Source organism: Streptomyces sp. NPDC050856 (assembly GCF_040653855.1).
GTDB lineage: Bacteria > Actinomycetota > Actinomycetes > Streptomycetales > Streptomycetaceae > Streptomyces.
This window is the reverse complement of record NZ_JBFAGV010000020.1, coordinates 88,778-113,588: the sequence shown is the minus strand read 5'-3', so window position 1 is coordinate 113,588 and position 24,811 is coordinate 88,778. Positions and strand designations below refer to the sequence as shown.

The following is a 24,811-nucleotide window of genomic DNA, read 5'->3' as shown; positions in this document are numbered from 1 at the left end:
GGCGTTGATTTTTGGCACGCTGTTGAGTTCTCAAGGAACGGACGCTTCCTTTGTACTCACCCTCTCGGGCTTTCCTCCGGGCGCTTCCCTTCGGTGTTTCTTGTCTCCAGTGTAGCAGATCCGTTTTCCGTTTCCGCCACCCGCTGGAGCGGGCTGCCAGGCTGTTCTGCGCTTTCGCGCTTTCCCTTTCCGGCGTTTCCGACTCTATCAGATCCTTTCGGCCCTGATTCCCCGTCAGAGGGGGTTGTCCTCGCGGCCGTTGGGCCGTTCCGACGAGTGAGACTTTAGCGGAATCACGGCCCCCGACGCTAATCGGGGCTGCGCCTTTCGAACGCGGATTCCTCATTTCGCAAAAGCGCACGGAAAACGAGACGACGACAGTGCGTCGTTCGCTTGGAGTGGTTCTTGCGGAATGGCTGTCCGGGGACCGACCGGGGTCGGCGCTCACGTCGGACAACTCGGAGAACACTACGGATGGAGCAAACCCCTGTCAACCTCGGCCCGGGCCGCGTACGGTGGGCGCCGTGACCATGCGTGCGCGCACCCTCCAGTGGTGGGCCGCCTGACGGCGGCCGGCACTCACGCACGCACTCAACGGCCGCCGCCCCGGCGGCCGTTCGCGTTTTCCCCTCCCGGGGCCGGCCGCGGTGGCGGCCTCGACCAAGGGACGGAAGGGAGAGCGCCATGACGCGGATCTTCAGCGGGGTCAAGCCGACGGGGCATCTGACACTGGGCAACTACCTCGGGGCCGTACGCCGGTGGGTGGAGGCGGATCAGTACCGGGGTGAGGCGCTGTTCGGCATCGTGGACCTGCACGCGCTGACCGTCGAACACGATCCGGCGCGGGTACGGCGGCTCAGCCGGCAGGCGGCGACGCTGTTGCTGGCCGCCGGGCTGGAGCCGGGGCGGTGTGTCATCTACGTACAGAGCCATGTGGACGAGCACGTGCGGCTCTCCTACCTGCTGGAGTGCACGGCTTCGGACGGGGAGCTGCGTCGCATGATCCAGTACAAGGAGAAGGGCGCGAAGGCACGGGCGGCCGGGGAGGGCGTGCGGGTCTCGCTGCTGACCTATCCGGTGCTGATGGCGGCCGACATCCTGGCCTACGAGACCGACGAGGTACCGGTGGGCGAGGACCAGGCCCAGCACGTGGAGCTCGCCCGGGATCTGGCGGTGCGGTTCAACCAGCGGTACGGCCACACCTTCACCGTGCCGAGGGCGACGCTTCCACCGGTGGCGGCGCGGGTGATGGATCTGCGGGATCCGACGTCGAAGATGGGCAAGTCACGACAGGGCGGGGCGGGCGTCATCCACTTGCTCGACGAGCCGGAGGTGGTGCGGCGGAAGGTCATGCGGGCGGTGACCGACAGCGGCCGGGAGGGCGGGTACGACCGGGAGGCCAGTCCCGGGCCGGCCAACCTGCTCGATGTGCTGGCCGCCTGTGAGGGGGCGGATCCGGTGGCGCTGGCCGGCCGGTACACGTCGTACATGGCGCTGAAGCGGGACGTGGCCGAGGCGGTGGTGGAGCTGCTGAGGCCGGTGCGGGAGCGGCACGCACGGCTGGCGGCGGACCCGGGGCAGGTGGACGCGGTGCTGCGGCAGGGGGCCGAGCGGGCGCGGGCGATGGCTCGGCCGGTGGTGGACCGGGCGTACCGGAACATCGGGCTGTTGCCCGCCGGGTGACGGAGACGGCCGGGGGTGCGGGGCCCGGGTGTTTCGCGGGGCCCGCACCCGTCCACGTCCGGCGGTCCGGGTCCGGCGGTCCGGGTCAGCCGGTGCCGGAGGCCAGCTCGCGGCTGCGGTCGCGGGCGGCTTCCAGGGCGGCGATCAGGGCGGCTCGTACGCCGTGGTTCTCCAGCTCACGGATGGCGCTGATGGTGGTGCCGGCCGGGGAGGTGACCGCCTCGCGGAGCTTGACCGGGTGCTCTCCGCTGTCGCGGAGCATCACGGCGGCGCCGATGGCGGCCTGGACGATCAGGTCGTGGGCCTGGGCCCGCGGCAGGCCCAGGAGGATGCCGGCGTCGGTCATGGCCTCGACCAGGTAGTAGAAGTACGCCGGGCCCGAGCCGGAGAGTGCGGTGGCCGCGTCCTGCTGGGACTCCGGGACGCGCAGGGTCTTGCCGACACCGCCGAAGATCTCCTCGGTGTGGGCCAAGTGGTCACCGGTGGCGTGGCTTCCGGCCGAGATGACGGACATGCCCTCGTCCACCAGGACGGGGGTGTTGGGCATGACCCGGACGACCGGGGTGTCGCCGGCGAGGCGCTCCTCGATGAACGCGGTGGTGATGCCCGCGGCGGCGCTGATGACGAGGCGGTCGGGGGCGACGTGGGGGGCGAGCTCCTCCAGGAGCCGGCCCATGTCCTGGGGCTTGACGGCCAGGATGAGGGTGTCGGCGCGCTTGGCGGCCTCCGCGTTGGTGACGGACTCGACGCCGTAGCGGGCGCGGAGCTCCTCGGCGCGGTCGGTGCGGCGGGCGGTGACCAGCAGGTGGGCGGTGGGCCAGCCGGCGCGGATCATGCCGCTGAGCAGCGCTTCGCCGATCTTGCCGGTGCCGAGGACTGCGACTGTCTGGGTCATGGCTGAAGTTCACCTCGCCGGAGGGGGTACGTGTCGCCATCCTCGCACCGGGCGCCGCCGGGCGGGCGGGGTGTCCGAGGAGCGGTACGGGCGCTAAGGGCGCTACGGGCGCTTCGGGGAGTTGGACGGGGTTTCGGCCGGTCATCGGGGAAGGCTCCTGTCCGGTGGCGGTCGCGCCGGAACCCGGTGGGCGTGCGGGCGGTCCTACCGGGCGGCTGACGGCGGAAGGGGGACGGCTGTGTCCGGGGATCTGTCGGGTGGGGGCGGGCGGGGCGAGCCGCGTCTGGTGACATGGGATCTGACCCGCCGTTCGGGCCGCGCGGGCGATGAGCGGGACGAGGAGCGGGGGCGGCGCGGACGGGCGGTGGGGGCGGGGCTGGTCACGGTCGCCGTGCTGGGCGCGGTGGCCGTGGGGGTGGGGCCGGCGGCGGTGGGGCCGGCGGGGTCCGCGGCGGTGGTCGTCACCGTGGACGCCGGCGCCGGGAGGGTGACGGCCGGCCGGGCGGGTGGGACTGCGCGGGTCATGGGGGTGGTGTCCGGTGAGCTGCCGGCGGGGCGGATGACCGTGACCGGGCTCAGTGCCCGGCGGGGGCCGGTGCGGTGGGTGGTGGAGCTGGCGGGGCCGGGGGGCGCGGTGGGTCGCCTGGGGGCGGCTGCGGGCCGGGGGACGGTGGGGTTGCGGGACGCGGACGCGCGGTGGCTGTACGGGCAGGTGGCGGTGGGGGACGCGGTGGAGGTGCGGTAGGGGCCCGGGGCGGCCGGGACCTCCCCGGGTCTAGGGGGTGCGCCGGCGGAGTGTGGCCGCGCCGAGGACGAGGACCAGGGCGGCGCAGGCGGCGACGACGAGGGCGTCGCGGAGGAAGTCGGCGGTCGGGGCGGGGTGGTGGAGGACCTGGGTCATGCCGTCGACGGCGTACGACATGGGCAGCGCGCCGGAGAGGGCTTCGAGGGCCGGCTGCATCCGGTCGCGCGGGGTGAACAGGCCGCACAGCAGCAGCTGCGGGAAGATCACGGCCGGCATGAACTGGACGGCCTGGAATTCCGAGGCCGCGAACGCCGAGACGAACAGGCCCAGCGCGGTGCCCAGCAGTGCGTCCAGCAGGGCGACCAGGAGCAGCAGCCAGGGGGAGCCGGTGACGTCCAGGCCGAGGAGCCAGAGGGCGGTCGCGGTGGCGAGGGCCGACTGGACGACGGCGAGCAGGCCGAAGGCCAGGGCGTACCCGGCGATGAGGTCGGCCTTGCCGAGCGGCATGGCGAGGAGGCGCTCCAGGGTGCCGGAGGTGCGTTCGCGCAGGGTGGCGATCGAGGTCACCAGGAACATGGTGATCAGCGGGAAGATGCCGAGCAGCGAGGCGCCGACGGTGTCGAAGGTGCGGGGGCTCCCGTCGAACACGTACCGGAGGAGGGTGATCATCACGACCGGTACGAGCAGCATCAGCCCGATGGTGCGCGGGTCGTGACGCAGTTGGCGCAGGACGCGGGCGGTGGTGGCGAGGGTGCGGGCGCCGTTCACCGGTGGGCCTCCCGGGGGCCGCCGGCCGTGTCGACCAGGTGCAGGAAGGCGTCTTCGACGGTGCCGGTGCCGCTGCGGCGGCGCAGCTCCTGGGGGGTGCCGTCGGCGAGGATCCGGCCGTCCCGCATCAGCAGGAGCCGGTGGCAGCGCTCCGCCTCGTCCATGGCGTGGGAGGAGATCAGCAGGGTGGTGCCGCGCTCGGCGGCGATGCGGTGGAACAGCTCCCACAGGTCGCGGCGCAGGACCGGGTCGAGGCCGACGGTCGGTTCGTCGAGGACGAGCAGTTCGGGGGCGCCGAGCAGGGCGACGGCGAGGGACGCGCGGCCACGCTGGCCGCCGGAGAGGTTGCCGGCGAGGGCGTCGGCGTGCGAGGTGAGGTCGACGTCGGCGATGGCTCGGGTGACGGCCTCGGCGCGGGCGGCGCGGTGGGCGCGGCCGGGGTGGAGGACGGCGGCGAAGTAGTCGAGGTTCTGCCGGACGGTGAGGTCGTCGTAGACGGAGGGGGCCTGGGTGACGTAGCCGATCCGGGAGCGCAGGGCGGGGTGGCCGGCGGGGCGGCCGAGGACGTGCAGGGCGCCGGTGACCTTGGCCTGGGTGCCGGCGACCGCGCGCATCAGGGTGGACTTGCCGCAGCCGGAGGGGCCGAGGAGGCCGGTGATCCGCCCGGCCGGTACGGCGAAGTCCAGGCCGCGCAGGACGGTGCGGGTGCCTCGTACGACGGTGAGGTCCCTCGCCTCGACGGCGGCGCCCGAGTAATGCGTCATGCGCTGAACAGTGGGCGTGGGGGCGGTCGGGGTCAAGGGATCCGCGGGGTGTGGCGGAGCGGGCTTGCCGGGTCGCCGAGCGGGAGCGGGCGGGTACCGACCGGTACCACCCGGGCCGCTAGCCGCGCTTCGGTGGCTTCCGGCGCGCGCGGGCGGCCGGGTTGCCCGCGCGGGTGGCGCGGCGCCTGGCGTACTGGGCGCGGGCCTCCTCGTACTCGGCGCGGTGCAGTCCCTCGCCCGGGGCCTCGGTGAGGGAGCGGACGAAGTACGCGAGGAGGGAGCCGATGAACCCGATGGCCTTCAGGCCGCGCAGGGCGTCCTCGCGGGCGGGGTCGGCGGGGCGGCGGGTGAAGCCCTCCCAGGTCTTGCGGAAGGCGATCGCGGTGCACACCGCGAACATCACGACGACCAGGGCGCCCACGAACCCGCCGACGTCGGCGATGGCCAGGCCCTGGTAGGCGAAGCGCAGTACGAACGCCCCGGCGAGGGCCGCGGCGAGCGAGCCCGCCGCGACGCCGGCGCGCCGCAGCCCGTAGCCCCCGTCGTGGCCGACCCAGGTCGTGCCGAAGAAACGGATGGGCTCGGGCCGCGGCCCGCCGGTGCTGGTCCCGCTGTCGGTCTCGTCGCTGCTCACGGGTTCGATTATCCCCGGGGCGGCGGCGGGGCCGGTCAGGAGCAGCGCGGCGCCACGTAGCCGTCGCTGCCCGTGCGCACATACGCGTCGGAGACGAACTCACCGTCGGCGATGTTGTCCCACAGGGCCGTCGTGCCGTACGGACCGGTGATCCGCTCGCCCGGCTTCTGGCAGTAGACCGGGACCCTCACGTCGTACGGCAGTGTCCGCACCAGCCGGTACTGCGTGCCCGGGCCCGAGCGGACGTTGACCCGGTGGCCCGGTGCGACCGGGTAGCGCGCGACGTCGGTGGCGGCCGCCGCGGTTGCGGCCGCCGTGGCGGCGGTGTCGTCCTCGGTCCTGGCGATGTCCTCGACGGCCATGTGGCCCTCCCCCCGTTGCGCGGAGCCGCACGGCCCCGCTGCCTCACTGTTCGGCACGCGCAGGCTAACAAGCCCCTCCGACATCGGCGGCAGCATCGACTAGGCTCCGTGCGTCGTCGCGCGCGCGGCCGAGACTCGACGGGGACCTACGGGGGTGGGCCATGCCACCGTTGCCGGGATACGCCGGTCAGTACCGTCTCGAAGCACGGCTCGGCTCGGGCGGAATGGGGGTCGTGCACCTCGCCCGGTCGGCGTCGGGGCTGCGCCTCGCGGTGAAGGTGGTGCACGAACAGTACGCCGCCGACCCCGAGTTCCGGGCCCGTTTCCGGCAGGAGGTGGCCGCCGCCCGGCGCGTGAGCGGCGCGTTCACCGCGCCCGTGGTGGACGCCGACCCGGATGCCGCCCGGCCCTGGATGGCCACCCTGTACGTGCCGGGCCCCACCCTCGCCGAGCAGGTGAGGCGGAACGGCCCGATGGCCCCGGCGGAGCTGCGCAGGCTGACGGCCGGGCTGGCGGAGGCGCTGCGCGACATCCACCGGGCCGGTGTGGTGCACCGCGACCTGAAGCCCTCCAACGTCCTCCTCACGGACACCGGACCGAGGGTGATCGACTTCGGGATCTCCCGGCCCCTGGACAGTGACCTGCGGACGGAGACCGGGAAGCTGATCGGCTCCCCTCCCTACATGGCGCCGGAGCAGTTCCAGCGGCCCCGGGAGGTCGGCCCCGCGGCGGACGTCTTCGCACTGGGCTCGGTCCTGGTGCACGCCGCCACCGGGCGGGGCCCGTTCGACTCGGGCAGCCCGTACATCGTGGCGTACCAGGTGGTGCACGACGAGCCGGACCTGACGGGCGTGCCCGACGAACTGCTCGGCCTGGTCGCCCGCTGCCTGGCGAAGGACCCGGCCGGCCGGCCGACCCCGGACGAGATCATGGCCGCGCTGCGCCCGCCCTCGTACGAGGCGACCGCGTTCCTGCCGGTTCAGCCGCGCCGGGAGGGGACGCGTCCGGCGGACGGCACGCCGCGGTCCGGCGGCGCGGAGCGGACCGGCCCCGGTGCGGACGGCGCGCCGGGGTCCGGCCCGGCGGGCGCGGCGGAGGGCGGGCCGCCCGGGGACGGCACGCCGGTGCCCGCGGTCGCCTGGCGCCGGCCGCCCGGCCGCCTGCGCCGTCCCCTGGCCGTGGCCGTCGCGGTGGCGGCGGCGCTGGGGCTGGCCGTGGGCGGCGGTGTCGCGGTGTGGTCCGCGGACGGCGGCGGTACGGACCGCTCCGCCGCGGCCGCGCGGACCGCCGGCTCGGTGGCCGTGACCCCCTGGCACACCCCGCTGGGTGCCTCGGGCGACGCGGCGCCGGCGTGCGGGTACACGGGCGGGGCCCTGTACTGCTCGGCGCGCGGCGTCGGGCTGGCGCGGCTCGATCCGCGCGACGGACGGGTGCTCTGGTCGGCGCGGTCCGCCACCGGCGGCGAGGTGTCCGAGCCGGTCGCCTCCGGTGGCCTGCTGCACACCGTCGTACGGGGCCGGATCCGCACCTACGCGCCGGGGAACGGGGCCGGCGGCTGGGGCGCCGATGTCTCCGCCTACCACGGGAAGGTCCAGCACGCCGGCGGCACGGTGCTCCTGACGGCGGCGTCCGGCGAGGTCAAGGGCGTGGACGGGGCCACCGGGGAGACCCGCTGGCGCCAGCGCCTGCCCGGGCACCACCACCCGGTCTTCGGCCCGTACGACGCCGGTACCGGTTCGGTGCACGCCTTCGAGAGCTCCGGTACGGGCACCACCACCGTCACCGCGGTGCGGGTGGCCGACGGCGGCGTCGCCTGGCAGCGGCGGCTGGCCGGTGACCTGACGCCGGTCGGCGCGCGGGACGGGGTCGTCCTGCTCACCTCCCGGGACCGCGACTCGCAGACGGACGCCCTGGTGCGCTACGACTCCGGGGCGCGTGCGGCGCGCCGCGTCGCCCTGCCCTTCCCGATGGCGGAGCCCCGGGTGGCGCTGCGCGGGGACACCGCGTACCTGCTGGCCCGCAGCGGGACGCTGGTCGCCGTGGACACCGCGGGCGGGCGGGAGCTGTGGCGGCTGGAGACAGCCGCCGGGCGGGTCTCGCGGCCGGTGGCGGCCGGGGGCGACCGGCTGTACTTCTCCGCCGCGGACGGCCGGCTGCTGGCCGTCGACACCCGCCGGGGGGCGCTGCTCGGTCAGACCGCGCCCCGGCTGCGCGGGGGGAGGCTGGGTTACGCCGCCTCCCTGCCCGCGCCCGTCGTGGCCGGCGGCAGGGTGTTCGCGAGCGCGCCCGACGGCTCGGTGTTCGCCGTGGACGCGCGCGACCCCGCGCGGTGGTGAGCGGTCAGCCCAGTCCGCCGATGTCGCGGACGGCTCCCTTGTCCGCGCTCGTGGCCATCGCCGCGTACGCCCGCAGCGCCGCCGAGACCTTCCGCTCGCGGGCCTTGGGCGCGTAGACGCCGTTCAGGGCGGCGCGCCTGGCCGCCAGTTCCCCCTCGGGCACCAGCAGCTCGATGGAGCGTCCGGGGATGTCGATACGGATCCGGTCGCCGTCCTCGACCAGCGCGATCGTGCCCCCGCTCGCCGCCTCCGGCGAGGCGTGGCCGATCGACAGGCCGGAGGTGCCGCCGGAGAAGCGGCCGTCGGTGATCAGCGCGCAGGTCTTGCCCAGGCCCCGGCCCTTGAGGAAGGACGTCGGGTAGAGCATCTCCTGCATGCCGGGGCCGCCCTTGGGGCCCTCGTAGCGGATGACGACCACGTCGCCGTGGGTGATCTCCTTGCGGAGGATCTTGTCGACGGCCTCCTCCTGCGACTCGCAGACGACCGCGGGGCCCTCGAAGGTCCAGATCGACTCGTCCACGCCCGCGGTCTTGACCACGCAGCCGTCGACGGCGAGGTTGCCGCGCAGGACGGCCAGGCCGCCGTCCTTGGAGTAGGCGTTCTCGGCCGAGCGGATGCAGCCGTCGGCGGCGTCCAGGTCGAGGGTGTCCCACCGCTCGGACTGCGAGAAGGCGGTGGCGGAGCGGACGCAGCCGGGCGCCGCGTGCCACAGTTCGACGGCCTCCGGCGAGGGCGAGCCGCCGCGCACGTCCCAGGTCTTCAGCCAGTCGGTGAGCGAGGTGCTGTGGACGGAGTGCACGTCCTCGTTGAGCAGCCCGGCGCGGTGCAGCTCGCCCAGCAGGGCGGGGATGCCGCCCGCGCGGTGCACGTCCTCCATGTAGTACGTGCGGCTCCCGGCGACGTTCGGCGCGACCTTGGCCAGGCAGGGGACGCGGCGTGAGACGGCGTCGATCTCCGCCAGGCCGAAGGGGACGCCCGCCTCCTGGGCGGCGGCCAGCAGGTGCAGGATCGTGTTGGTGGAGCCGCCCATGGCGATGTCGAGGGCCATGGCGTTCTCGAAGGCCGCCGTGGTGGCGATGTTGCGGGGCAGGACGCTCTCGTCGTCCTGCTCGTAGTACCGCCGGGTGATCTCGACGACCGTGCGCCCGGCGGTCTCGTACAGGGCGCGGCGGGAGGTGTGGGTGGCCAGCACCGAGCCGTTGCCGGGCAGCGACAGGCCGATGGCCTCGGTCAGGCAGTTCATCGAGTTGGCGGTGAACATGCCGGAGCACGAGCCGCAGGTGGGACAGGCGTTCTCCTCGATGCGGAGGATGTCCGCGTCGGAGATCTTGTCGTTGACGGCGTCGGAGATGGCGTCGACCAGGTCGAGCGTGCGGACGGTGCCGTCCACCAGCGTCGCCTTGCCGGCCTCCATGGGGCCGCCGGAGACGAAGACCGTGGGGATGTCGAGCCGCAGGGCGGCCATCAGCATGCCCGGCGTGATCTTGTCGCAGTTGGAGATGCAGATCAGCGCGTCGGCGCAGTGCGCCTCGACCATGTACTCGACGGAGTCGGCGATCAGGTCGCGGGAGGGCAGCGAGTAGAGCATGCCGCCGTGGCCCATGGCGATGCCGTCGTCCACGGCGATGGTGTTGAACTCGCGCGGCACCGCGCCCGCCGCCTTGATCGCCTCACTGACGATCCGGCCCACCGGCTGGAGGTGGGTGTGGCCGGGGACGAACTCGGTGAAGGAGTTGGCGACGGCGATGATGGGCTTGCCGATGTCCTCGCTCGCTACCCCGGAGGCGCGCATGAGGGCGCGGGCGCCCGCCATGTTGCGGCCGTGGGTGACAGTGCGGGACCTGAGCTCGGGCATCGTGCTCGCTCCTTCGTACGGGTGTGACTCTTCGAGCGTACGCCGCGACTCCAAGATCTGGACAGAGTGTCCGTATTCCGGGACGCCGGAATCACCCCTCGGTCGCCCTCCGGGCACCCGCCGGCGAACGCCTCCGACGGACAGGGCCGGCTCGAAGGAGACCGCGGCGGCGGCACCCCGAGGACCTCGCCCCTGGTACCGAAGCAGTGGTGGACGAGCGCGGCGTCGGCACCGGCGGCCGGGCGATGCCGCGCGCGGAGGTCCTGTCGCGCCCCCGCTCGGCGAACGCGGCGCGGGCGGCCCGCAGGATCCGTGCCCGGGCGCCGGAGCCCCCGGCGGTCGCCCCGGCGGGCCGGCGTGCCGCCGGGCGCGCCACCGGTCACGGGATACGGGCGGCCGACGCCAGGTGCAGCCGGGTGAAGGCCAGCGCCTCGGCGAGGTCGGCCTCGCGCTCGGCGGCGGACATCGCGCGCCGGGTGTTGACCTCGATGACGACGTGCCCGTCGAAACCGGAGCGGGCCAGGTGCTCCAGCACCTCGGCGCACGGCTGCGTCCCGCGCCCCGGCACCAGGTGCTCGTCCTTGGCGGAGCCGCGCCCGTCGGCGAGGTGGACGTGGCCGAGCCGGTCACCCATCCGCTTGACCATGTCCATGGCGTCGGTGCGGGCGGTGGCGGTGTGCGACAGGTCGACGGTGTAGTGCCGGTAGTCGTCCTTGGTGACGTCCCACTCGGGGGCGTAGGCGAGCATCTCGCGGTCCCGGTAGCGCCACGGGTACATGTTCTCCACGGCGAAGCGGACGTCCGTCTCGTCGGCCATCCGCCAGATGCCGGAGACGAAGTCGCGCGCGTACTGGCGCTGCCAGCGGAACGGCGGGTGGACCACGACCGTCGACGCGCCGAGCTTCTCGGCCGCCGCCCGGGCACGCTCCAGCTTGACCCACGGGTCGGTCGACCAGACCCGCTGGGTGATCAGCAGGCAGGGCGCGTGGACGGCCAGCACCGGCACCTGGTGGTAGTCGGACAGTCGGCGCAGCGCCTCGATGTCCTGGCTGACGGGGTCGGTCCACACCATGACCTCGACACCGTCGTAGCCGAGGCGCGCGGCGACCTCGAAGGCCGTCGCCGTCGACTCCGGGTAGACCGACGCCGTCGACAGGGCGACCTTCGCTTCCGGGATTCGCACCACTGGTCGGGACGGTTCAGCCACGAGGGACAGGGTACGGGGCCCGGCCGTCCGGCCGGGAGCCCGGGCACGTGGCGCCGGGCACACTCCGCCGGGCCGCCGGTCAGCCGGTCAGCCGGTCAGCCGGTCAGCCGGGCGGGAGGTGGTCCAGACGGCGCAGGATGACACCCTCGCGCAGCGCCCAGGGGCAGATCTCCAGCCTCCCGATGCCGAACAGGTCCATCGCCCCCTCCGCCACCAGCGCCCCCGCCAGCAGCTGCGGCGCCCGGCCCTCGGAGACCCCGGGCAGGGCGCAGCGCTGCTCGGCGGTCATCGCGGCGAGCTCGGGCAGCCACTTCTCCAGTGACGTACGGCTCAGCACGCGCTGGACGTACTGGCCCTCGCCGGAGCCCGGTGCGCCGGCCAGCCGGGCGAGCTGCTTGAACGTCTTGGACGTGGCCACGACGTGGTCGGGCCGGCCGAAGCGGTTGAACTCACCGACCGTCCGCGCTATCTCCGCCCGGACGTGGCGGCGCAGCGCCTTCACGTCGGCCGGGTCCGGCGGGTCGCCGGGCAGCCAGCCGGCGGTGAGCCGGCCGGCGCCCAGCGGCAGGGAGACGGCCGCGTCGGGCTCCTCGTCCATCCCGTAGGCGATCTCCAGTGAACCGCCCCCGATGTCCAGGAGCAGCAGCTTGCCGGCGGACCAGCCGTACCAGCGGCGGGCGGCCAGGAAGGTCAGCCGGGCCTCCTCCTCGCCGGAGAGGACCTGGAGGTCGACACCGGTCTCGTCCTTGACCCGCTTCAGTACGGCGTCGGCGTTGGACGCGTCGCGGATGGCTGAGGTGGCGAACGGCAGGACCTCCTCGCAGCCCTTGTCCTCCGCGGTGTGCAGGGCGTTGCGCGTGATGGTGACGAGCCGCTCGATCCCCCGGGCCCCGATGGCCCCGTCCGCGTCCAGCAGCTCGGCCAGGCGCAGCTCCGCCTTGTGCGAGTGGGCGGGCAGCGGGCGGGCACCGGGGTGCGCGTCCATCACCAGCAGGTGCACCGTGTTCGAACCGACGTCGAGGACTCCCAGTCTCATGGGCGGAACGCTACTGTGCGCGGCGCATACGCTTGGAGTGTGCCAAAGACGAAGAAGGCGAAGAAGGCGAAGCCCGGTGGGCCCAAGCCGGGTGTTCCCGTCGTATCGGACGAGAAGGGCCTGGACTTCGCCCGCGCCTGGGTGGAGTTCCCGGACCCGGCCGACGACGAGCAGGTCTTCCGCTGCGACCTGACGTGGCTGACGTCCCGCTGGACCTGCGTCTTCGGCAGCGGCTGCCAGGGCATCCAGGCGGGTCGCGCGGACGACGGCTGCTGCACGCTGGGCGCGCACTTCTCGGACGAGGACGACGAGAAGCGCGTGGCGGGGCACGTGGCCCGGCTCACCCCCGACCTGTGGCAGTTCCACGACGTGGGCGCGGAGACGGGCTGGGTGCAGCTCGACGAGGACGGCGAGCGGCAGACCCGGCGCTGGGAGGGCTCCTGCATCTTCCAGAACCGCCCCGGGTTCAAGGGCGGCATGGGCTGCTCGCTGCACATCCTGGCGCTGCGGGAGGGCCGGGAGCCCCTGGAGACCAAGCCGGACGTCTGCTGGCAGCTCCCGGTGCGGCGGACCTACGACTGGATCGACCGCCCCGACGACACCCGGGTGCTGCAGATCTCGATCGGCGAGTACGACCGCAGGGGCTGGGGCCCGGGCGGCCACGACCTGCACTGGTGGTGCACGTCGGCCACCTCGGCGCACGGCGCCGGGGAGCCGGTGTACGTGACGTACCGCCCGGAGCTGACGGAGCTGATGGGCAAGGAGGCCTACGACGTGCTCGTGGGGCTCTGCGAGGCCCGGCTGGCCTCCGAGCTGCCGCTGCTGGCCCCGCACCCCGCGGACCCGCCGGGTCCCGCGATCCGCTGAGCCCGCCGGCCGCGTGCCCGCGTGCCCGCCCGGTCATGACGGCGGTGCGGGCGAGGACGCGGAGGGGTCCACCGGGGGCGGGGTGTCGGACGTGGCCGGGTCCGGGGAGGGCGGCGGGCTCGTGGGCGGCGCCGGGGACGGGTCCTGGGAGGACGGCGGCGCGGTCGGGGACGGGTCCTGCGACGGCGGGGCCGTCGCCGGCGGGGTGACGGGCCCCGGACCGGGGTCCTGGGACGGCGGCCGGTCCGCCCCCCGGCCGTGGATCTCCACCACCACGCCCGTCGGCTCGACGCCCACCCGCGCGGTCCAGGGCCCGTGCGGCTCCCTGTCGCGGTCCACCGAGACGTACACGGTCACCGACCGGCCGGGCGCGAGCGTGCCCGACGAACCGCTCGCGTGCAGCCAGGGGGCGTCGGACCACAGGGACCACTCCACCGGCGCGTCCCCCGACGCGGTGAGCGTGAGCGCGGTGATGTCGCCGCCGGCCGCCCGCGCCCGCACGGTGAGCCGGCCAGGGCCCCGCGCACCGGTGGGGGTGATGACCTCCACGGACACGGCCGGCGGGCCGCCCGCCGCGGGGGCGCCCGGGGTGGCGCCGGTACGGGCGGCGCTGCCCGCGTTCTCGTAGTGGTCGGCGCGGCGCTCGGCCGTCGCCCCGCCCGCCCGGTCCTCCTCGCCGACGCTGATCGCCGGGCCGCCCCGGCCCTCCCCCGTCACGGGCGCCCCCCGGTGGGTGGCCCACAGGGCGAGCACCGGCGCGGCGACCACGGCGGCCACGACGGTCGTGGTGAGCGCCCGGGCCCGCAGCCGGTCGCGCCGCGCCGCGTCGCCCTTCGGGTCCAGCGGGAAGCCGTCGCGGCCGAACCGGGGGCCGCCCGCACGTGTGCGGGGCACGTGCAGCATCGCCACGTACGTGGCCGCCCTCGGCGCCTCGACCAGCGGCAGCCGGGCGGGCGTGACCGCCGAGCCGGGCCAGGGCCCGCCCGCGCCGGCGCGTTCGGCGGCGCGCCGGCAGCGGGGGCAGTCGTCGACGTGCCGGACCAGTTCCCGGCGCAGCGTCGCGGAGAGCAGCACCTGGTGGTCGCCGGCGAGCCGGGCCACCGACGGGCAGGAGCCGGTCTCGACGACCGAGAGCGCCGCGCGGGTGCGTTCCACCTCGCAGGCCGCGGCGGACAGCAGTTCGCGGGCGGCCGTCGCCGGCAGGCCGAGGACGGCGGCGACCTGCTGGGCGCCCAGTTGGTGGCGCACCGCCAGCTCCAGCGCCTCGCGCTGCTCGGGCGTGGTGCCGGCGGCCTCGGGCCAGGCGAGCCGGACCAGGTCGCCGCGGCGGCGCTCGGCGGTCTCCCGGGTGACGCCGCCCGGGGCCTCCTCCTCCGGGGCGTCGGCCGGTCCCCCGCCGCGGGTCCCCGGCCTGCCGGTGTGCGCCCCCGGCCTTCCGGCGGGCGTTCCCGGCCCGCCGGCGCCGGTCCGCTGCCGCCCGCGCCGCCGTTCGCCGAGCTCCCGCAGGCAGCCCCAGCGGGCGAGGGCGTACAGCCAGGCCCTGCGCCCGGGCTCATCGGCGGGGCACCGCCCGAACTGCCGCTCGGCGATCGCCAGTACGTCGCCGAGCACGGCGGTCGCCACGTCGTGGTCGCCCAGCACCGAGAGGCAGTACGTGAACAGCCCGTCCAGGTAAGGCTCGTAGCGCGCCGGCGGGCACTGCGACATGGTCCGGGTCAGGGTCCGCGGCCCGCTGCGGGGCGCGCGGCGCGACGCCCGGTGTGCGCCGGTGGTGTACGTGGGGGGTTCCAGGCTGCTGCTCGTCACGCGGCGACCGTAGGCAGTGGAGGGCACACCCTCCGTCCCGCTTCAGCGCTTTTACTCCTTACGGGTGAATGTATCCCTCAAAAGGGGACAGGCGGCCCCGATTTCGCACGGTGGCGCCGGCCCGGAGGGGAGGGGGGACGGCGTTGTCAGTGGGCACCGCTACGTTTGGCGCATGGCTGCCCGTACGAAATCCGCCAAGGACCGGCCGTCCTACCGCTGCACCGAATGCGGTTGGACGACCGCCAAATGGCTCGGTCGCTGCCCCGAGTGCCAGGCCTGGGGGACGGTCGAGGAGTATGGCGCGCCCGCGGTCCGCACCACCGCCGCCGGCCGGGGCTCCACCGCCGCGCTGCCCATCGGCCAGGTCGACGGCCGGCAGGCCACCGCCCGCTCGACCGGCGTCGACGAGCTCGACCGGGTGCTGGGCGGTGGGCTGGTGCCCGGGGCCGTGGTGCTGCTCGCCGGCGAGCCCGGTGTCGGCAAGTCCACCCTGCTGCTGGACGTGGCGGCGAAGGCGGCCGGGGACGAGCACCGCACGCTGTACGTCACGGGCGAGGAGTCCGCCAGCCAGGTCCGGCTGCGGGCCGACCGGATCGGCGCGATCCACGACCATCTGTACCTGGCCGCCGAGACGGACCTCTCCGCCGTCCTGGGCCACCTCGACGCGGTCAAGCCGTCGCTGCTCGTCCTCGACTCCGTCCAGACCGTGGCCTCCCCCGAGATCGACGGCGCGCCCGGTGGCATGGCCCAGGTGCGGGAGGTGGCCGGGGCGCTGATCCGGGCGTCCAAGGAGCGCGGCATGGCCACCCTGCTGGTCGGCCACGTCACCAAGGACGGCGCCATCGCCGGCCCTCGCCTGCTGGAGCACCTGGTCGACGTGGTGCTGTCGTTCGAGGGCGACCGGCACGCCCGGCTGCGCCTGGTGCGGGGCGTGAAGAACCGGTACGGGGCCACGGACGAGGTCGGCTGCTTCGAGCTGCACGACGAGGGCATCGTGGGGCTGGCCGACCCCAGCGGCCTGTTCCTGACCCGGCGCGCCGAGCCCGTGCCGGGCACCTGCCTGACGGTGACCCTGGAGGGCCGCCGGCCGCTGGTCGCCGAGGTGCAGGCGCTCACGGTCGACTCGCAGATCCCCTCCCCCCGGCGCACCACGTCCGGCCTGGAGACGTCCCGGGTGTCGATGATGCTGGCCGTGCTGGAGCAGCGCGGGCGGATCAGCGCCCTGGGCAAGCGCGACATCTACAGCGCGACGGTCGGCGGGGTGAAGCTCTCCGAACCGGCCGCCGACCTGGCGATCGCCCTGGCCCTGGCCTCGGCCGCCAGTGACACCCCGCTGCCCAAGAACCTGGTCGCGATCGGCGAGGTGGGTCTGGCGGGCGAGGTGCGCCGGGTCACCGGCGTCCAGCGCCGCCTCGCCGAGGCGCACCGGCTGGGCTTCACCCACGCCCTGGTCCCCGGCGACCCGGGGAAGATCCCGCCGGGCATGCGGGTGACGGAGGTCGCCGACATGGGCGAGGCCCTGCGCGTCCTGCCGCGCAGCCGGCGGGCGCGTCCGGCCCCCGAGGAGGCACCGGAGGTCCGGTGACCGGCCGCCCGGGGCGGCCGGCCCGGCGGGGTCGTCCTCCCGGGAGCGGTCGGCGGGGGCCGTCCCCCGGGGGCTGGGGGCGGCCGTACCGGGAACGCCGCCGGAAGGCCGGGAGCGGGGGTCCGCCCGCCGGCCGGCGGGCCGCCGAGCGCGATGTCCCCGGCCGGAAGGGGCCCTCTCCCGCCCGTCGGCCGGAGCCACCGGGACCGGGTCGGGCGGCGGTGAGCACGGTCCGGGTGGCCGGGAGGCCGACCGGCGGTGGGCGGGGTCGCTAGACTTTGCCCTGGTCTCGCCCATCCGTACGAGCCGGAGGAGTGCAGTGGCAGCCAACGACCGGGCAGCAGCACCCGGAAAGTCCGGCGGAGGCTCCGGCAACGAAGCACTGATGCGCGCTTCCCTGAGCGCGGTCGCTCCAGGAACGTCCCTGCGCGACGGTCTGGAGCGCATCCTCCGCGGCAACACCGGCGGTCTCATCGTCCTCGGCATGGACAAGACCGTCGAATCGATGTGCACCGGCGGGTTCGTGCTGGACGTGGAGTTCACCGCGACCCGGCTGCGCGAGCTGTGCAAGCTCGACGGCGCGCTCATCCTGGACAAGGACATCACCAAGATCCTGCGGGCCGGCGTCCAGCTGGTACCGGACGCGTCCATCCCCACCGAGGAGACCGGCACCCGCCACCGCACCGCGGACCGGGTCTCCAAGCAGTGCGGCTTCCCCGTCGTCTCGGTCTCGCAGTCGATGCGGCTGATCGCGCTGTACGTGGACGGGGAGCGGCGCGTGCTGGAGGAGTCCGCCGCGATCCTCTCCCGCGCCAATCAGGCGCTGGCCACTTTGGAGCGGTACAAGCTCCGGCTGGACGAGGTGTCCGGCACGCTCTCCGCGCTGGAGATCGAGGACCTGGTGACGGTCCGGGACGTGACGGCGGTGGCCCAGCGGCTGGAGATGGTGCGCCGTATCGCCACCGAGATCGCCGAGTACGTGGTGGAGCTCGGCACCGACGGCCGGCTGCTCACCCTTCAGCTCGACGAGCTGATCGCGGGTGTCGAGCCCGAGCGGGAGCTGGTGATCCGGGACTACGTTCCCGAGCCCACGGCGAAGCGGTCCCGCACGGTCGCCGAGGCGCTCACCGAACTCGACGCGCTCACCCACGCCGAGCTGCTCGAACTGCCCATCGTGGCCCGCGCCCTGGGTTACAGCGGCTCGCCCGAGACGCTGGACTCGGCGGTCTCGCCGCGCGGTTACCGGCTGCTGGCCAAGGTGCCCAGGCTGCCCGGGGCCATCATCGAGCGGCTGGTGGAGCACTTCGGCGGCCTGCAGAAGCTGCTCGCGGCCAGCGTCGACGACCTCCAGACCGTCGACGGGGTCGGCGAGGCGCGGGCCCGCAGTGTCCGCGAGGGCCTGTCGCGGCTCGCCGAGTCCTCCATCCTGGAGCGGTACGTCTAGGACAACGTCCCGGGAGCGGTACGCCTCCCGGCCCGGCGCGCCGGGCCGTGGCCGTCAGCCCCGCCGCTCGGCGGCGCTGCGCTCGACGCAGAACTCGTTCCCCTCGGGATCGGCCAGGGTCACCCAGCCGGTCCCGTCGGGCTTCCGGTGGTCGCCGGCCACGGTGGCGCCCAGGGCGAGGACGCGCTCCACCTCCTCGTCCCGCGACCGGTCCCGCGGCTGGAGGTCCAGGTGCACCCGGTTCTTGCCGGTCTTGGGCTCCGGCACCGTCACGAACAGCAGGGCCGCGCCCGGCGCCGTGACGGTCGCCTCCGGGTCCCCGGGGAAGTCGTCGTCGGCGAGTGAGCCGTCCAGGACGTCCGCCCAGAACCGCCCCAGGCGGTAGGCGTCGGAGCAGTCGATGGTGAGGTGCCGCACGGAAGAAGCCATGCGGCGCACTATCGGCCCGGACCGGTCGGGCTGTCCAGCGCGTTTTCCCGGCGGACGGCCGCCGAAGCCACCGGGCGCCCGACGGCCCTCGGCCTGCGGCGGTCCTCGGCCCGGGCCACCGGCCCTCGGCCTGCGGCGTCAGTCCTTGGCCAGCGTGAACGACGCGGGCAGCACCTTGGCGCCCGGGACCGCCGCCTCCACCAGGTAGGTGCCGGGCGCGGCCGCCGTCGCGGGCGGCGTGGCGCACCGGGGCGCGCTCGGCCGGCGGTCCCACTCGACGAGGTAGGTGACGGTGCCGTTCGCCGGGACGCGCAGCAGCACGGCGCCCGGGTCACGCGGGCAGTCCTTGGACGACCAGACCGGGTCGTCCTCGTCGTTCTTGATGGTCAGCACGGCGGCCCGGGGCCCGAAGTCGGTCTTGCAGGTGGTGCCCGAGGCGTTCTTGGCCACGAGCTGGAAGCGCGGCTTCTCGCCCTGCTCGTAGCCGACCTTCACACTGCGCAGCGTCCACCGCAGGCTTCCCGGGGCGCAGTTGGGGAGCGGCGAGGTCGCCGGGACCCGGCCGGCGGCGTTCGCGCCGCCGGTGCCGCCGCCGGTCGCCGTGGCGGTGTCGCCGTTCTTCCCGCCGTCCGCGCCCCCTCCCGCGTCCGTGCCCGTGCCGCCCTGCTCCCCGCCGTCGGCGGAACCGGAACCGGAACCCGCGCTCGAACCGGAGCCCGACCCGCCGGAGCCTCCCGTGCCCGTACCGCCCGACTCGTCACGTCCGCCGGGCTGTTCGCTGATCGCGGGTCCCGACTGCGAGGGCCCGGGGGTGATCGAGGGCGCGGGAGACGCGCCGTTGGAGCCGTCGCTGCCCTTGCCGCCGTTCCCGCCCCCGGAACCGACGATCCACACGATCACCAGCGCGAGCAGCGCGACCAGGCTCGCCGCGACTGCCCTCCGTCGCCAGTAGATGGAGGAGGGGAGCGGCCCGACCGGATTGCGCAGAGATCCCACGGCGCAAACTGTACGAGAGATCGACGCCAACTCCCGCCCCACCCGCCGCCCGTGCGTCAAGTTTTGCGGATGATCACATCCGCTCGCTCCGCGGTTTCCCCGGAGGCACCGGGGGAACCCGTTCGCGATGGCGCCGTGTGGCCGTCTCCGGGCGCCAGGTACCGTTCCGTCATCATGAGCCAGGACCTCTATCGCGACATCACCGACTTCGCCCACACCACCCCGGGCTGGTTCCAGCACATCGCCGAGCTGTGGACGGAGGCCGGGCTGCTGCTGTTCGGCGTGCTGTTCATCGTCGGCTGGTGGCGGGCCAGGCCCGCCGGATCCCGGGCCATGGCGCTGGCCGTCCTGGCGCCGCTCGGCACCGCCTTCGGCTATGTCGTCAGCGAGTTGCTGAAGTCGGTGGTGGACGAGGAGCGGCCGTGCCGCGCGGTCCTGGGTGCGGCACCGTCGCTGGTGACCTGCCCGCCGTACGGGGACTGGTCCTTCCCGAGCAACCACTCGGCCATCGCCGGCGCCGCGGCGCTCGCCCTGGCGCTGGCCTGGCGGCGGATCGCCTGGCTGACGGTGCCGATGGCGCTGCTGATGGCGTTCTCCCGGGTCTTCGTCGGTGTGCACTACCCGCACGACGTGGCGACCGGCCTGGTGCTGGGCGCGGTGGCCGCCGTGCTCTTCGTGACGCTGCTCACCCGGCCCACCGGCGCCCTGGTGCGGACCATGCGCCTGAGCAGGTCGGGGGCCGTGACCTGGCTCGCCGGGCCCGGCCCGGCCGTCCCGGAGGCCGCCACGCGAGGGCGGCGCCGGGAGGCGATGCACCGCCGCGTCTGAGGAACGTGCCAGGATCGGGGTGCCATGACTGCGACCGAGATTCCCACCCCGACCGAGCTGCACGCCCCCGTCCTCGCGTGGTTCGAGCAGCACGCCCGCGACCTGCCCTGGCGCCGCCCCGAAGCGGGCGCGTGGGGCGTGATGGTCAGCGAGTTCATGCTCCAGCAGACCCCGGTCAGCCGGGTGCTTCCGGTGTACGAGCAGTGGCTGGCCCGCTGGCCGCGCCCCGCCGACCTGGCCGCCGAACCGGCCGGCGAGGCGGTCCGCGCCTGGGGCCGGCTGGGCTACCCCCGCCGCGCGCTGCGCCTGCACGCGGCGGCGCTCGCCATAACGGAGCGGCACGGCGGTGACGTACCGAGCGATCACGCGCGGTTGCTCGCGCTGCCGGGCATCGGCGAGTACACGGCCGCGGCGGTGGCCTCCTTCGCGTTCGGGCAGCGGCACGCCGTGCTCGACACCAACGTCCGCCGGGTGTTCGCCCGGTCGGTGACCGGGGTGCGGTACCCGCCGAACGCCACCACGGCCGCCGAGCGCAGGCTGGCCCGCGCGCTGCTGCCCGCCGACGAGCGGACCGCGGCACGGTGGGCGGCGGCCTCCATGGAGCTGGGCGCGCTGGTGTGCACCGCGAGGAACGAGGACTGCTCGCGCTGTCCGATCGCCCGGCGGTGCGCCTGGCGGCTGGCCGGGAAGCCGGCGCACGACGGGCCGGCGCGGCGCGGCCAGACCTACGCCGGGACGGACCGCCAGGTGCGCGGCAAGCTGCTGGCCGTCCTGCGCGAGGCGGTGGGGCCGGTGCCGCAGGCCGCGCTGGACGCGGTCTGGGACGAGCCGGTGCAGCGGGCCCGGGCGCTGGACGGGCTGGTCGCCGACGGGCTGGTGGAACCGCTGGACGGCGGGCTGTACCGGCTGCCCGCCACCTGACCGCGCACCGCGCGCCCGCGCTCCGGCCGGGCCCCTGCGGGCTTCTCCCGCGGGCCCGCCGGCCGTAACGAGGTCGCTGTTACACAACCGATGGCCAGCCGTGCGTCCGCCGACGGCTGCTCCGCACAGCCCCGTGACAACCGCTCCGTAGCGTCTGCGACGTCAGCGATTGCACTGCTTGTCACGGGGATGGAGGGGTTCGGGATGTCGCACGGCGAGGTGCTCGAATTCGAGGAGTACGTACGCACCAGGCAGGACGCCCTGCTGCGCAGCGCCCGCCGTCTCGTCCCCGACCCGGTCGACGCCCAGGACCTGCTGCAGACGGCGCTGGCCCGTACGTACGGCCGCTGGGACGGCATAGCGGACAAGACCCTCGCCGACGCGTACCTGCGGCGCGTGATGATCAATACCCGCACGGAGTGGTGGCGCGCCCGCAAGCTGGAGGAGGTGCCCACCGAGCAGCTGCCCGACGCGTCCGTCGACGACGCCACCGAGCAGCACGCCGACCGGGCCCTGCTGATGGACGTCCTGAAGGTGCTGGCGCCCAAGCAGCGCAGCGTGGTCGTGCTGCGGCACTGGGAGCAGATGTCGACCGAGGAGACCGCCGCCGCGCTGGGCATGTCGACCGGTACGGTGAAGAGCACGCTTCACCGGGCGCTCGCCCGCCTCCGCCAGGAGCTGGAGAGCCGGGCCGTCGACACCGACGCCCGTGCCCTGGAGCGCGCGGACGGGCAGGGTACGGACGGACGGCGTCACGAACGGGGGCGGGAGCGGTGCGCGGCCTGAGCGCCAGGGACGACGAGAGCGGCACCGGAAGGTCCTGGGCGGCGAGCACCACGGCGACAGCCGTGCTCGCCGCCGTCGGCCTGTTCACGGCCGCCTGCTCCACCGGCGGTACGGGGACGCGGGACGAGGGCGCCGCCCGTACCGACCTGGCGACCCCGTCGGCCGCGCCCGCCCCGGCGGCCTCGTCCTCCTCGCCGTTCCGGAAGGTCGACGCGGTGGCGCTGCTCAGGGCCGACCCGAAGGTCAGCGACCGGGTCAAGGACGACCTCAAGCCGTGCGGCGAGGACGTGTACCCGGTGGACACCTCGTACGGGAACCTCACCGGCGCCGGCACGGCGGACGTCGTGGTGAACGTGATGACGTGCGGTGACGCGGTGGGCATCGGGACGTACGTGTACCGGATGCGCGACGCGCGGTACGAGAATGTCTTCGCGGTCGAGGAGCCCGCGGTGTACTCCGCGATCGACCGGGGCGATCTCGTCGTCACCAAGCAGGTGTACGCCAAGGGAGACCCGGTGACCTACCCCTCGGGCGAGGACGTGATCACCTACCGGTGGGTGGGCACCAAGTTCACCGTGCACGACCAGGTGCGCAACGAGTACAGCAAGGCGGTCGGCGGCGGGGGCATCGACAACCCCACGCAGAGCGGTCCCAGCGAGAACTGACCGCCGGGCGCGCCGGGAGCCGGCCGGGGTGCGCCCGGCGGCGAACCGGCGCACGACCGAACACCACATACCGACCGAACACCGACCGAGAAGCGACCGAGGACTGAGAGCGCGGGATGGCCGAGACCCATGTCCTGTTCGTCGAGGACGACGACGTCATCCGCGAGGCCACCCAGCTGGCGCTGGAGCGGGACGGTTTCGTCGTGACCGCGATGCCGGACGGGCTGTCCGGCCTGGAGGCGTTCCGCGAGCGGCAGCCCGACATCGCCCTGCTGGACGTGATGCTGCCGGGCATGGACGGCGTCAGCCTGTGCCGGCGCATCCGGGACGAGTCCACCGTGCCGGTGATCATGCTGTCCGCGCGTGCCGACTCCATCGACGTGGTGCTGGGCCTGGAGGCCGGTGCCGACGACTACGTGACCAAGCCGTTCGACGGGGCGGTGCTGATGGCCCGGATCCGGGCCGTGCTGCGCCGCTTCGGGCACGCGGGCGGGGCGGCGGCCGGGGCCGACGCGGACGGCGCCGGGCAGCAGCAGGGCGTGCTGGTCTTCGGTGACCTGGAGGTCGACACCGAGGGCATGGAGGTGCGCAGGGGCGGCACCCCGGTCGGGCTGACGCCGACGGAGATGCGCCTGCTGCTGGAGTTCTCATCGGCGCCGGGCACCGTCCTGTCCCGCGACAAGCTGCTGGAACGGGTCTGGGACTACGGCTGGGGCGGCGACACCCGGGTGGTCGACGTACATGTGCAGCGGCTGCGCACCAAGATCGGCCAGGACCGGATCGAAACGGTCCGCGGCTTCGGCTACAAGCTCAAGGCATGAAGCGCTTCGCCCTGCGCACCGGGGTCCGCTGGAAGATCTCGATCGCCATCGCCGCCGTGGGCGCCCTGGTCGCGATCGCGCTGAGCCTGGTCGTCCACAACGCCGCCCGCGTCGCGATGCTGGAGAACTCGCGCGAGGTGCAGATGGAGCGGGTGCTGTTCGCGCAGCGGATGTACGAGTCCTCCACCAAGCCCAAGGAGCCCCGCTTCGGCGCCAAGCTGAACGACCCCACGCTTCCCTCCCAGCTCGACCGGCTGATGCGGGAGAAGCGGCGCGGGACCTATGTGGAGGAGCACCCGGAGGGCCCGCCCGACGTGTGGGCGGCCGTGCCGCTGGCCAACGGCGACGTGCTGTCCCTGCACACCCAGGCCGTCGACAGCACCGCGATCATGAAGGCGCTGGACCAGGCCCTGATCGCCGGCTCGGTCTCGGTGGTGTTCGGCGGGTGCGCGCTGGGCGTGCTGATCGGCGGGCAGCTCTCGCGCCGGCTGCGCAAGGCCGCCACCGCGGCCGGGAAGGTCGCCCAGGGCAACACCGAGGTACGGGTCCGGGACGCCATCGGCGGCGTCGTTCGCGATGAGACCGACGAGCTCGCCCGGGCCGTGGACGCCCTGACCGACGCCCTCAACGAGCGGATCGAGGCCGAGCGCCGGGTCACCGCGGACATCGCGCACGAGCTGCGCACTCCGGTCACCGGGCTGCTCACCGCGGCCGAGCTGCTGCCGCCGGGGCGCCCCACCGAGCTGGTGCGGGACCGGGCCCAGGCGATGCGCACGCTGGTCGAGGACGTCCTGGAGGTGGCCCGGCTGGACAGCGCGTCGGAGCGGGCGGAGTTGCAGGAGATCGCGCTCGGCGAGTTCGTCAGCCGCCGGGTCACCGCGCTGGACCCGGACGCGGTGGTGCGGGTGGTGCACGAGTCGTGGGTGAACACCGATCCGCGCCGGCTGGAGCGGATCCTGGGCAACCTCCTCGCCAACGCCGCCAAGCACGGCAAGCCGCCGGTCGAGGTCACCGTCGAGGGCCGGGTGCTGCGGGTGCGCGACCACGGTCCGGGCTTCCCCGAGGCGCTGCTGCGCGAGGGCCCGAGCCGGTTCCGGACCGGGTCGACCGACCGCGCCGGCCACGGTCACGGACTGGGGCTGACCATCGCGGCGGGCCAGGCCCGTGTGCTGGGCGCGCGCCTCACCTTCCGCAACGCCGCCCCGGTGGGCACCGCCCCGGGGGCGGGCGGCGCGATCGCCGTCCTGTGGCTGCCGGACCACGCCCCGACCACGACGGGCAGCTTCCCCGTCCTCCGCTTCCCGGACACCCCCTGACGGACCCGCCGGCGCCCGGCACCGTGTTCCGGCGGTCATGGCCGCCCGGTACGCGTCGGGGG

At 74.6% G+C, this 24,811-nt stretch carries 23 protein-coding genes and 1 pseudogene; 12 read left to right on the top strand and 12 right to left on the bottom strand.

Going from position 1 to position 24,811, the window contains the following annotated elements:
- Positions 1-684: 684 nt before the first annotated feature.
- A complete protein-coding gene (gene trpS, locus AB0H53_RS19410; protein WP_362114396.1) occupies positions 685-1,683 on the top strand; it encodes a tryptophan--tRNA ligase in 999 nt (332 codons plus the stop codon).
- An 85-nt stretch (positions 1,684-1,768) separates the two neighbouring features.
- Here the strand turns inward: trpS and proC are convergent, their stop codons facing one another.
- Entirely contained in the window at positions 1,769-2,578 is an 810-nt protein-coding gene (gene proC / locus AB0H53_RS19405; protein WP_362114393.1) for a pyrroline-5-carboxylate reductase, read from the bottom strand.
- 286 nt (positions 2,579-2,864) lie between these two features.
- Here proC and AB0H53_RS19400 point away from each other — a divergent pair, with 286 nt between their 5' ends.
- Positions 2,865-3,323, top strand: a complete 459-nt coding sequence (locus AB0H53_RS19400; RefSeq protein ID WP_362114390.1) for a L,D-transpeptidase — start codon at positions 2,865-2,867, stop codon at positions 3,321-3,323.
- A 30-nt stretch (positions 3,324-3,353) separates the two neighbouring features.
- Here the strand turns inward: AB0H53_RS19400 and AB0H53_RS19395 are convergent, their stop codons facing one another.
- The 4 genes from AB0H53_RS19395 to AB0H53_RS19380 all read right to left on the bottom strand — a co-directional run bounded on the left by AB0H53_RS19395 (position 3,354) and on the right by AB0H53_RS19380 (position 5,851).
- A complete protein-coding gene (locus tag AB0H53_RS19395) occupies positions 3,354-4,091 on the bottom strand; it encodes an ABC transporter permease (RefSeq protein WP_362114387.1) in 738 nt (245 codons plus the stop codon).
- The gene (locus AB0H53_RS19390) at positions 4,088-4,855 is read right to left on the bottom strand and encodes an ABC transporter ATP-binding protein (protein ID WP_362114384.1); all 768 of its coding nucleotides are present in this window, start codon (positions 4,853-4,855) and stop codon (positions 4,088-4,090) included. The genes AB0H53_RS19395 and AB0H53_RS19390 overlap by 4 nt, the downstream gene beginning before the upstream one ends.
- A 118-nt stretch (positions 4,856-4,973) precedes the next feature.
- The gene (locus AB0H53_RS19385; RefSeq protein WP_362114429.1) at positions 4,974-5,498 is read right to left on the bottom strand and encodes a hypothetical protein; all 525 of its coding nucleotides are present in this window, start codon (positions 5,496-5,498) and stop codon (positions 4,974-4,976) included.
- 26 nt (positions 5,499-5,524) lie between these two features.
- The gene (locus AB0H53_RS19380; protein ID WP_362114381.1) at positions 5,525-5,851 is read right to left on the bottom strand and encodes an SH3 domain-containing protein; all 327 of its coding nucleotides are present in this window, start codon (positions 5,849-5,851) and stop codon (positions 5,525-5,527) included.
- Between the two features lie 161 nt (positions 5,852-6,012).
- On the opposite strand from AB0H53_RS19380, the gene AB0H53_RS19375 reads away from it, so the two are divergent.
- Positions 6,013-8,187 (top strand): PQQ-binding-like beta-propeller repeat protein, encoded by a 2,175-nt coding sequence (locus AB0H53_RS19375; RefSeq protein WP_362114378.1) that lies wholly within the window; start codon positions 6,013-6,015, stop codon positions 8,185-8,187.
- Between the two features lie 4 nt (positions 8,188-8,191).
- On the opposite strand, the gene ilvD is transcribed toward AB0H53_RS19375, so the two are convergent.
- From ilvD to AB0H53_RS19355, 4 genes and pseudogenes are all read right to left on the bottom strand, one after another.
- Entirely contained in the window at positions 8,192-10,042 is a 1,851-nt protein-coding gene (ilvD, locus tag AB0H53_RS19370) for a dihydroxy-acid dehydratase (RefSeq protein ID WP_362114426.1), read from the bottom strand.
- 141 nt (positions 10,043-10,183) lie between these two features.
- Positions 10,184-10,425, bottom strand: a pseudogene (locus AB0H53_RS19365) (TetR family transcriptional regulator); the annotation flags it as partial.
- On the bottom strand, positions 10,422-11,225 hold the full coding sequence (locus AB0H53_RS19360; protein ID WP_362114423.1) for a sugar phosphate isomerase/epimerase: 804 nt from the start codon (positions 11,223-11,225) through the stop codon (positions 10,422-10,424). The pseudogene AB0H53_RS19365 and the gene AB0H53_RS19360, both read right to left, overlap by 4 nt.
- Positions 11,226-11,352: 127 nt before the next feature.
- The gene (locus AB0H53_RS19355) at positions 11,353-12,285 is read right to left on the bottom strand and encodes a Ppx/GppA phosphatase family protein (protein ID WP_362114375.1); all 933 of its coding nucleotides are present in this window, start codon (positions 12,283-12,285) and stop codon (positions 11,353-11,355) included.
- 120 nt (positions 12,286-12,405) lie between these two features.
- Here AB0H53_RS19355 and AB0H53_RS19350 point away from each other — a divergent pair, with 120 nt between their 5' ends.
- Positions 12,406-13,152 carry a hypothetical protein gene (locus tag AB0H53_RS19350; protein WP_362114420.1) on the top strand — a complete coding sequence of 249 codons (747 nt, stop codon included), beginning with the start codon at positions 12,406-12,408 and terminating at the stop codon, positions 13,150-13,152.
- Between the two features lie 33 nt (positions 13,153-13,185).
- Here AB0H53_RS19350 and AB0H53_RS19345 read toward each other — a convergent pair whose 3' ends face one another.
- The gene (locus tag AB0H53_RS19345; protein WP_362114372.1) at positions 13,186-14,958 is read right to left on the bottom strand and encodes a hypothetical protein; all 1,773 of its coding nucleotides are present in this window, start codon (positions 14,956-14,958) and stop codon (positions 13,186-13,188) included.
- A gap of 172 nt (positions 14,959-15,130) precedes the next feature.
- Here AB0H53_RS19345 and radA point away from each other — a divergent pair, with 172 nt between their 5' ends.
- On the top strand, positions 15,131-16,543 hold the full coding sequence (radA, locus tag AB0H53_RS19340; protein WP_362114369.1) for a DNA repair protein RadA: 1,413 nt from the start codon (positions 15,131-15,133) through the stop codon (positions 16,541-16,543).
- A gap of 319 nt (positions 16,544-16,862) precedes the next feature.
- A complete protein-coding gene (gene disA / locus AB0H53_RS19335; protein ID WP_362114366.1) occupies positions 16,863-17,987 on the top strand; it encodes a DNA integrity scanning diadenylate cyclase DisA in 1,125 nt (374 codons plus the stop codon).
- A 54-nt stretch (positions 17,988-18,041) separates the two neighbouring features.
- Here disA and AB0H53_RS19330 read toward each other — a convergent pair whose 3' ends face one another.
- Complete coding sequence (locus tag AB0H53_RS19330) at positions 18,042-18,416, bottom strand: VOC family protein (RefSeq protein WP_362114363.1); 375 nt, start codon at positions 18,414-18,416, stop codon at positions 18,042-18,044.
- Between the two features lie 138 nt (positions 18,417-18,554).
- A complete protein-coding gene (locus AB0H53_RS19325; RefSeq protein ID WP_362114360.1) occupies positions 18,555-19,412 on the bottom strand; it encodes a hypothetical protein in 858 nt (285 codons plus the stop codon).
- Between the two features lie 174 nt (positions 19,413-19,586).
- Here AB0H53_RS19325 and AB0H53_RS19320 point away from each other — a divergent pair, with 174 nt between their 5' ends.
- The 6 genes from AB0H53_RS19320 (at position 19,587) to cseC (ending at position 24,749) form a co-directional block, all read left to right on the top strand.
- Positions 19,587-20,240 carry a phosphatase PAP2 family protein gene (locus AB0H53_RS19320; RefSeq protein ID WP_362114357.1) on the top strand — a complete coding sequence of 218 codons (654 nt, stop codon included), beginning with the start codon at positions 19,587-19,589 and terminating at the stop codon, positions 20,238-20,240.
- 24 nt (positions 20,241-20,264) lie between these two features.
- The gene (locus AB0H53_RS19315) at positions 20,265-21,161 is read left to right on the top strand and encodes an A/G-specific adenine glycosylase (protein WP_362114354.1); all 897 of its coding nucleotides are present in this window, start codon (positions 20,265-20,267) and stop codon (positions 21,159-21,161) included.
- A 204-nt stretch (positions 21,162-21,365) separates the two neighbouring features.
- The gene (locus tag AB0H53_RS19310; protein WP_362114351.1) at positions 21,366-21,947 is read left to right on the top strand and encodes a SigE family RNA polymerase sigma factor; all 582 of its coding nucleotides are present in this window, start codon (positions 21,366-21,368) and stop codon (positions 21,945-21,947) included.
- Positions 21,935-22,612 (top strand): hypothetical protein, encoded by a 678-nt coding sequence (locus AB0H53_RS19305; protein WP_362114348.1) that lies wholly within the window; start codon positions 21,935-21,937, stop codon positions 22,610-22,612. The genes AB0H53_RS19310 and AB0H53_RS19305 overlap by 13 nt, the downstream gene beginning before the upstream one ends.
- A 116-nt stretch (positions 22,613-22,728) precedes the next feature.
- Positions 22,729-23,433 (top strand): two-component system response regulator CseB, encoded by a 705-nt coding sequence (cseB, locus tag AB0H53_RS19300; protein ID WP_362114345.1) that lies wholly within the window; start codon positions 22,729-22,731, stop codon positions 23,431-23,433.
- Positions 23,430-24,749, top strand: coding sequence for a two-component system sensor histidine kinase CseC (cseC, locus tag AB0H53_RS19295; RefSeq protein ID WP_362114342.1), 1,320 nt, complete (start codon positions 23,430-23,432; stop codon positions 24,747-24,749). Before cseB ends, cseC begins: the two co-directional genes overlap by 4 nt.
- Positions 24,750-24,811 lie beyond the last annotated feature (62 nt).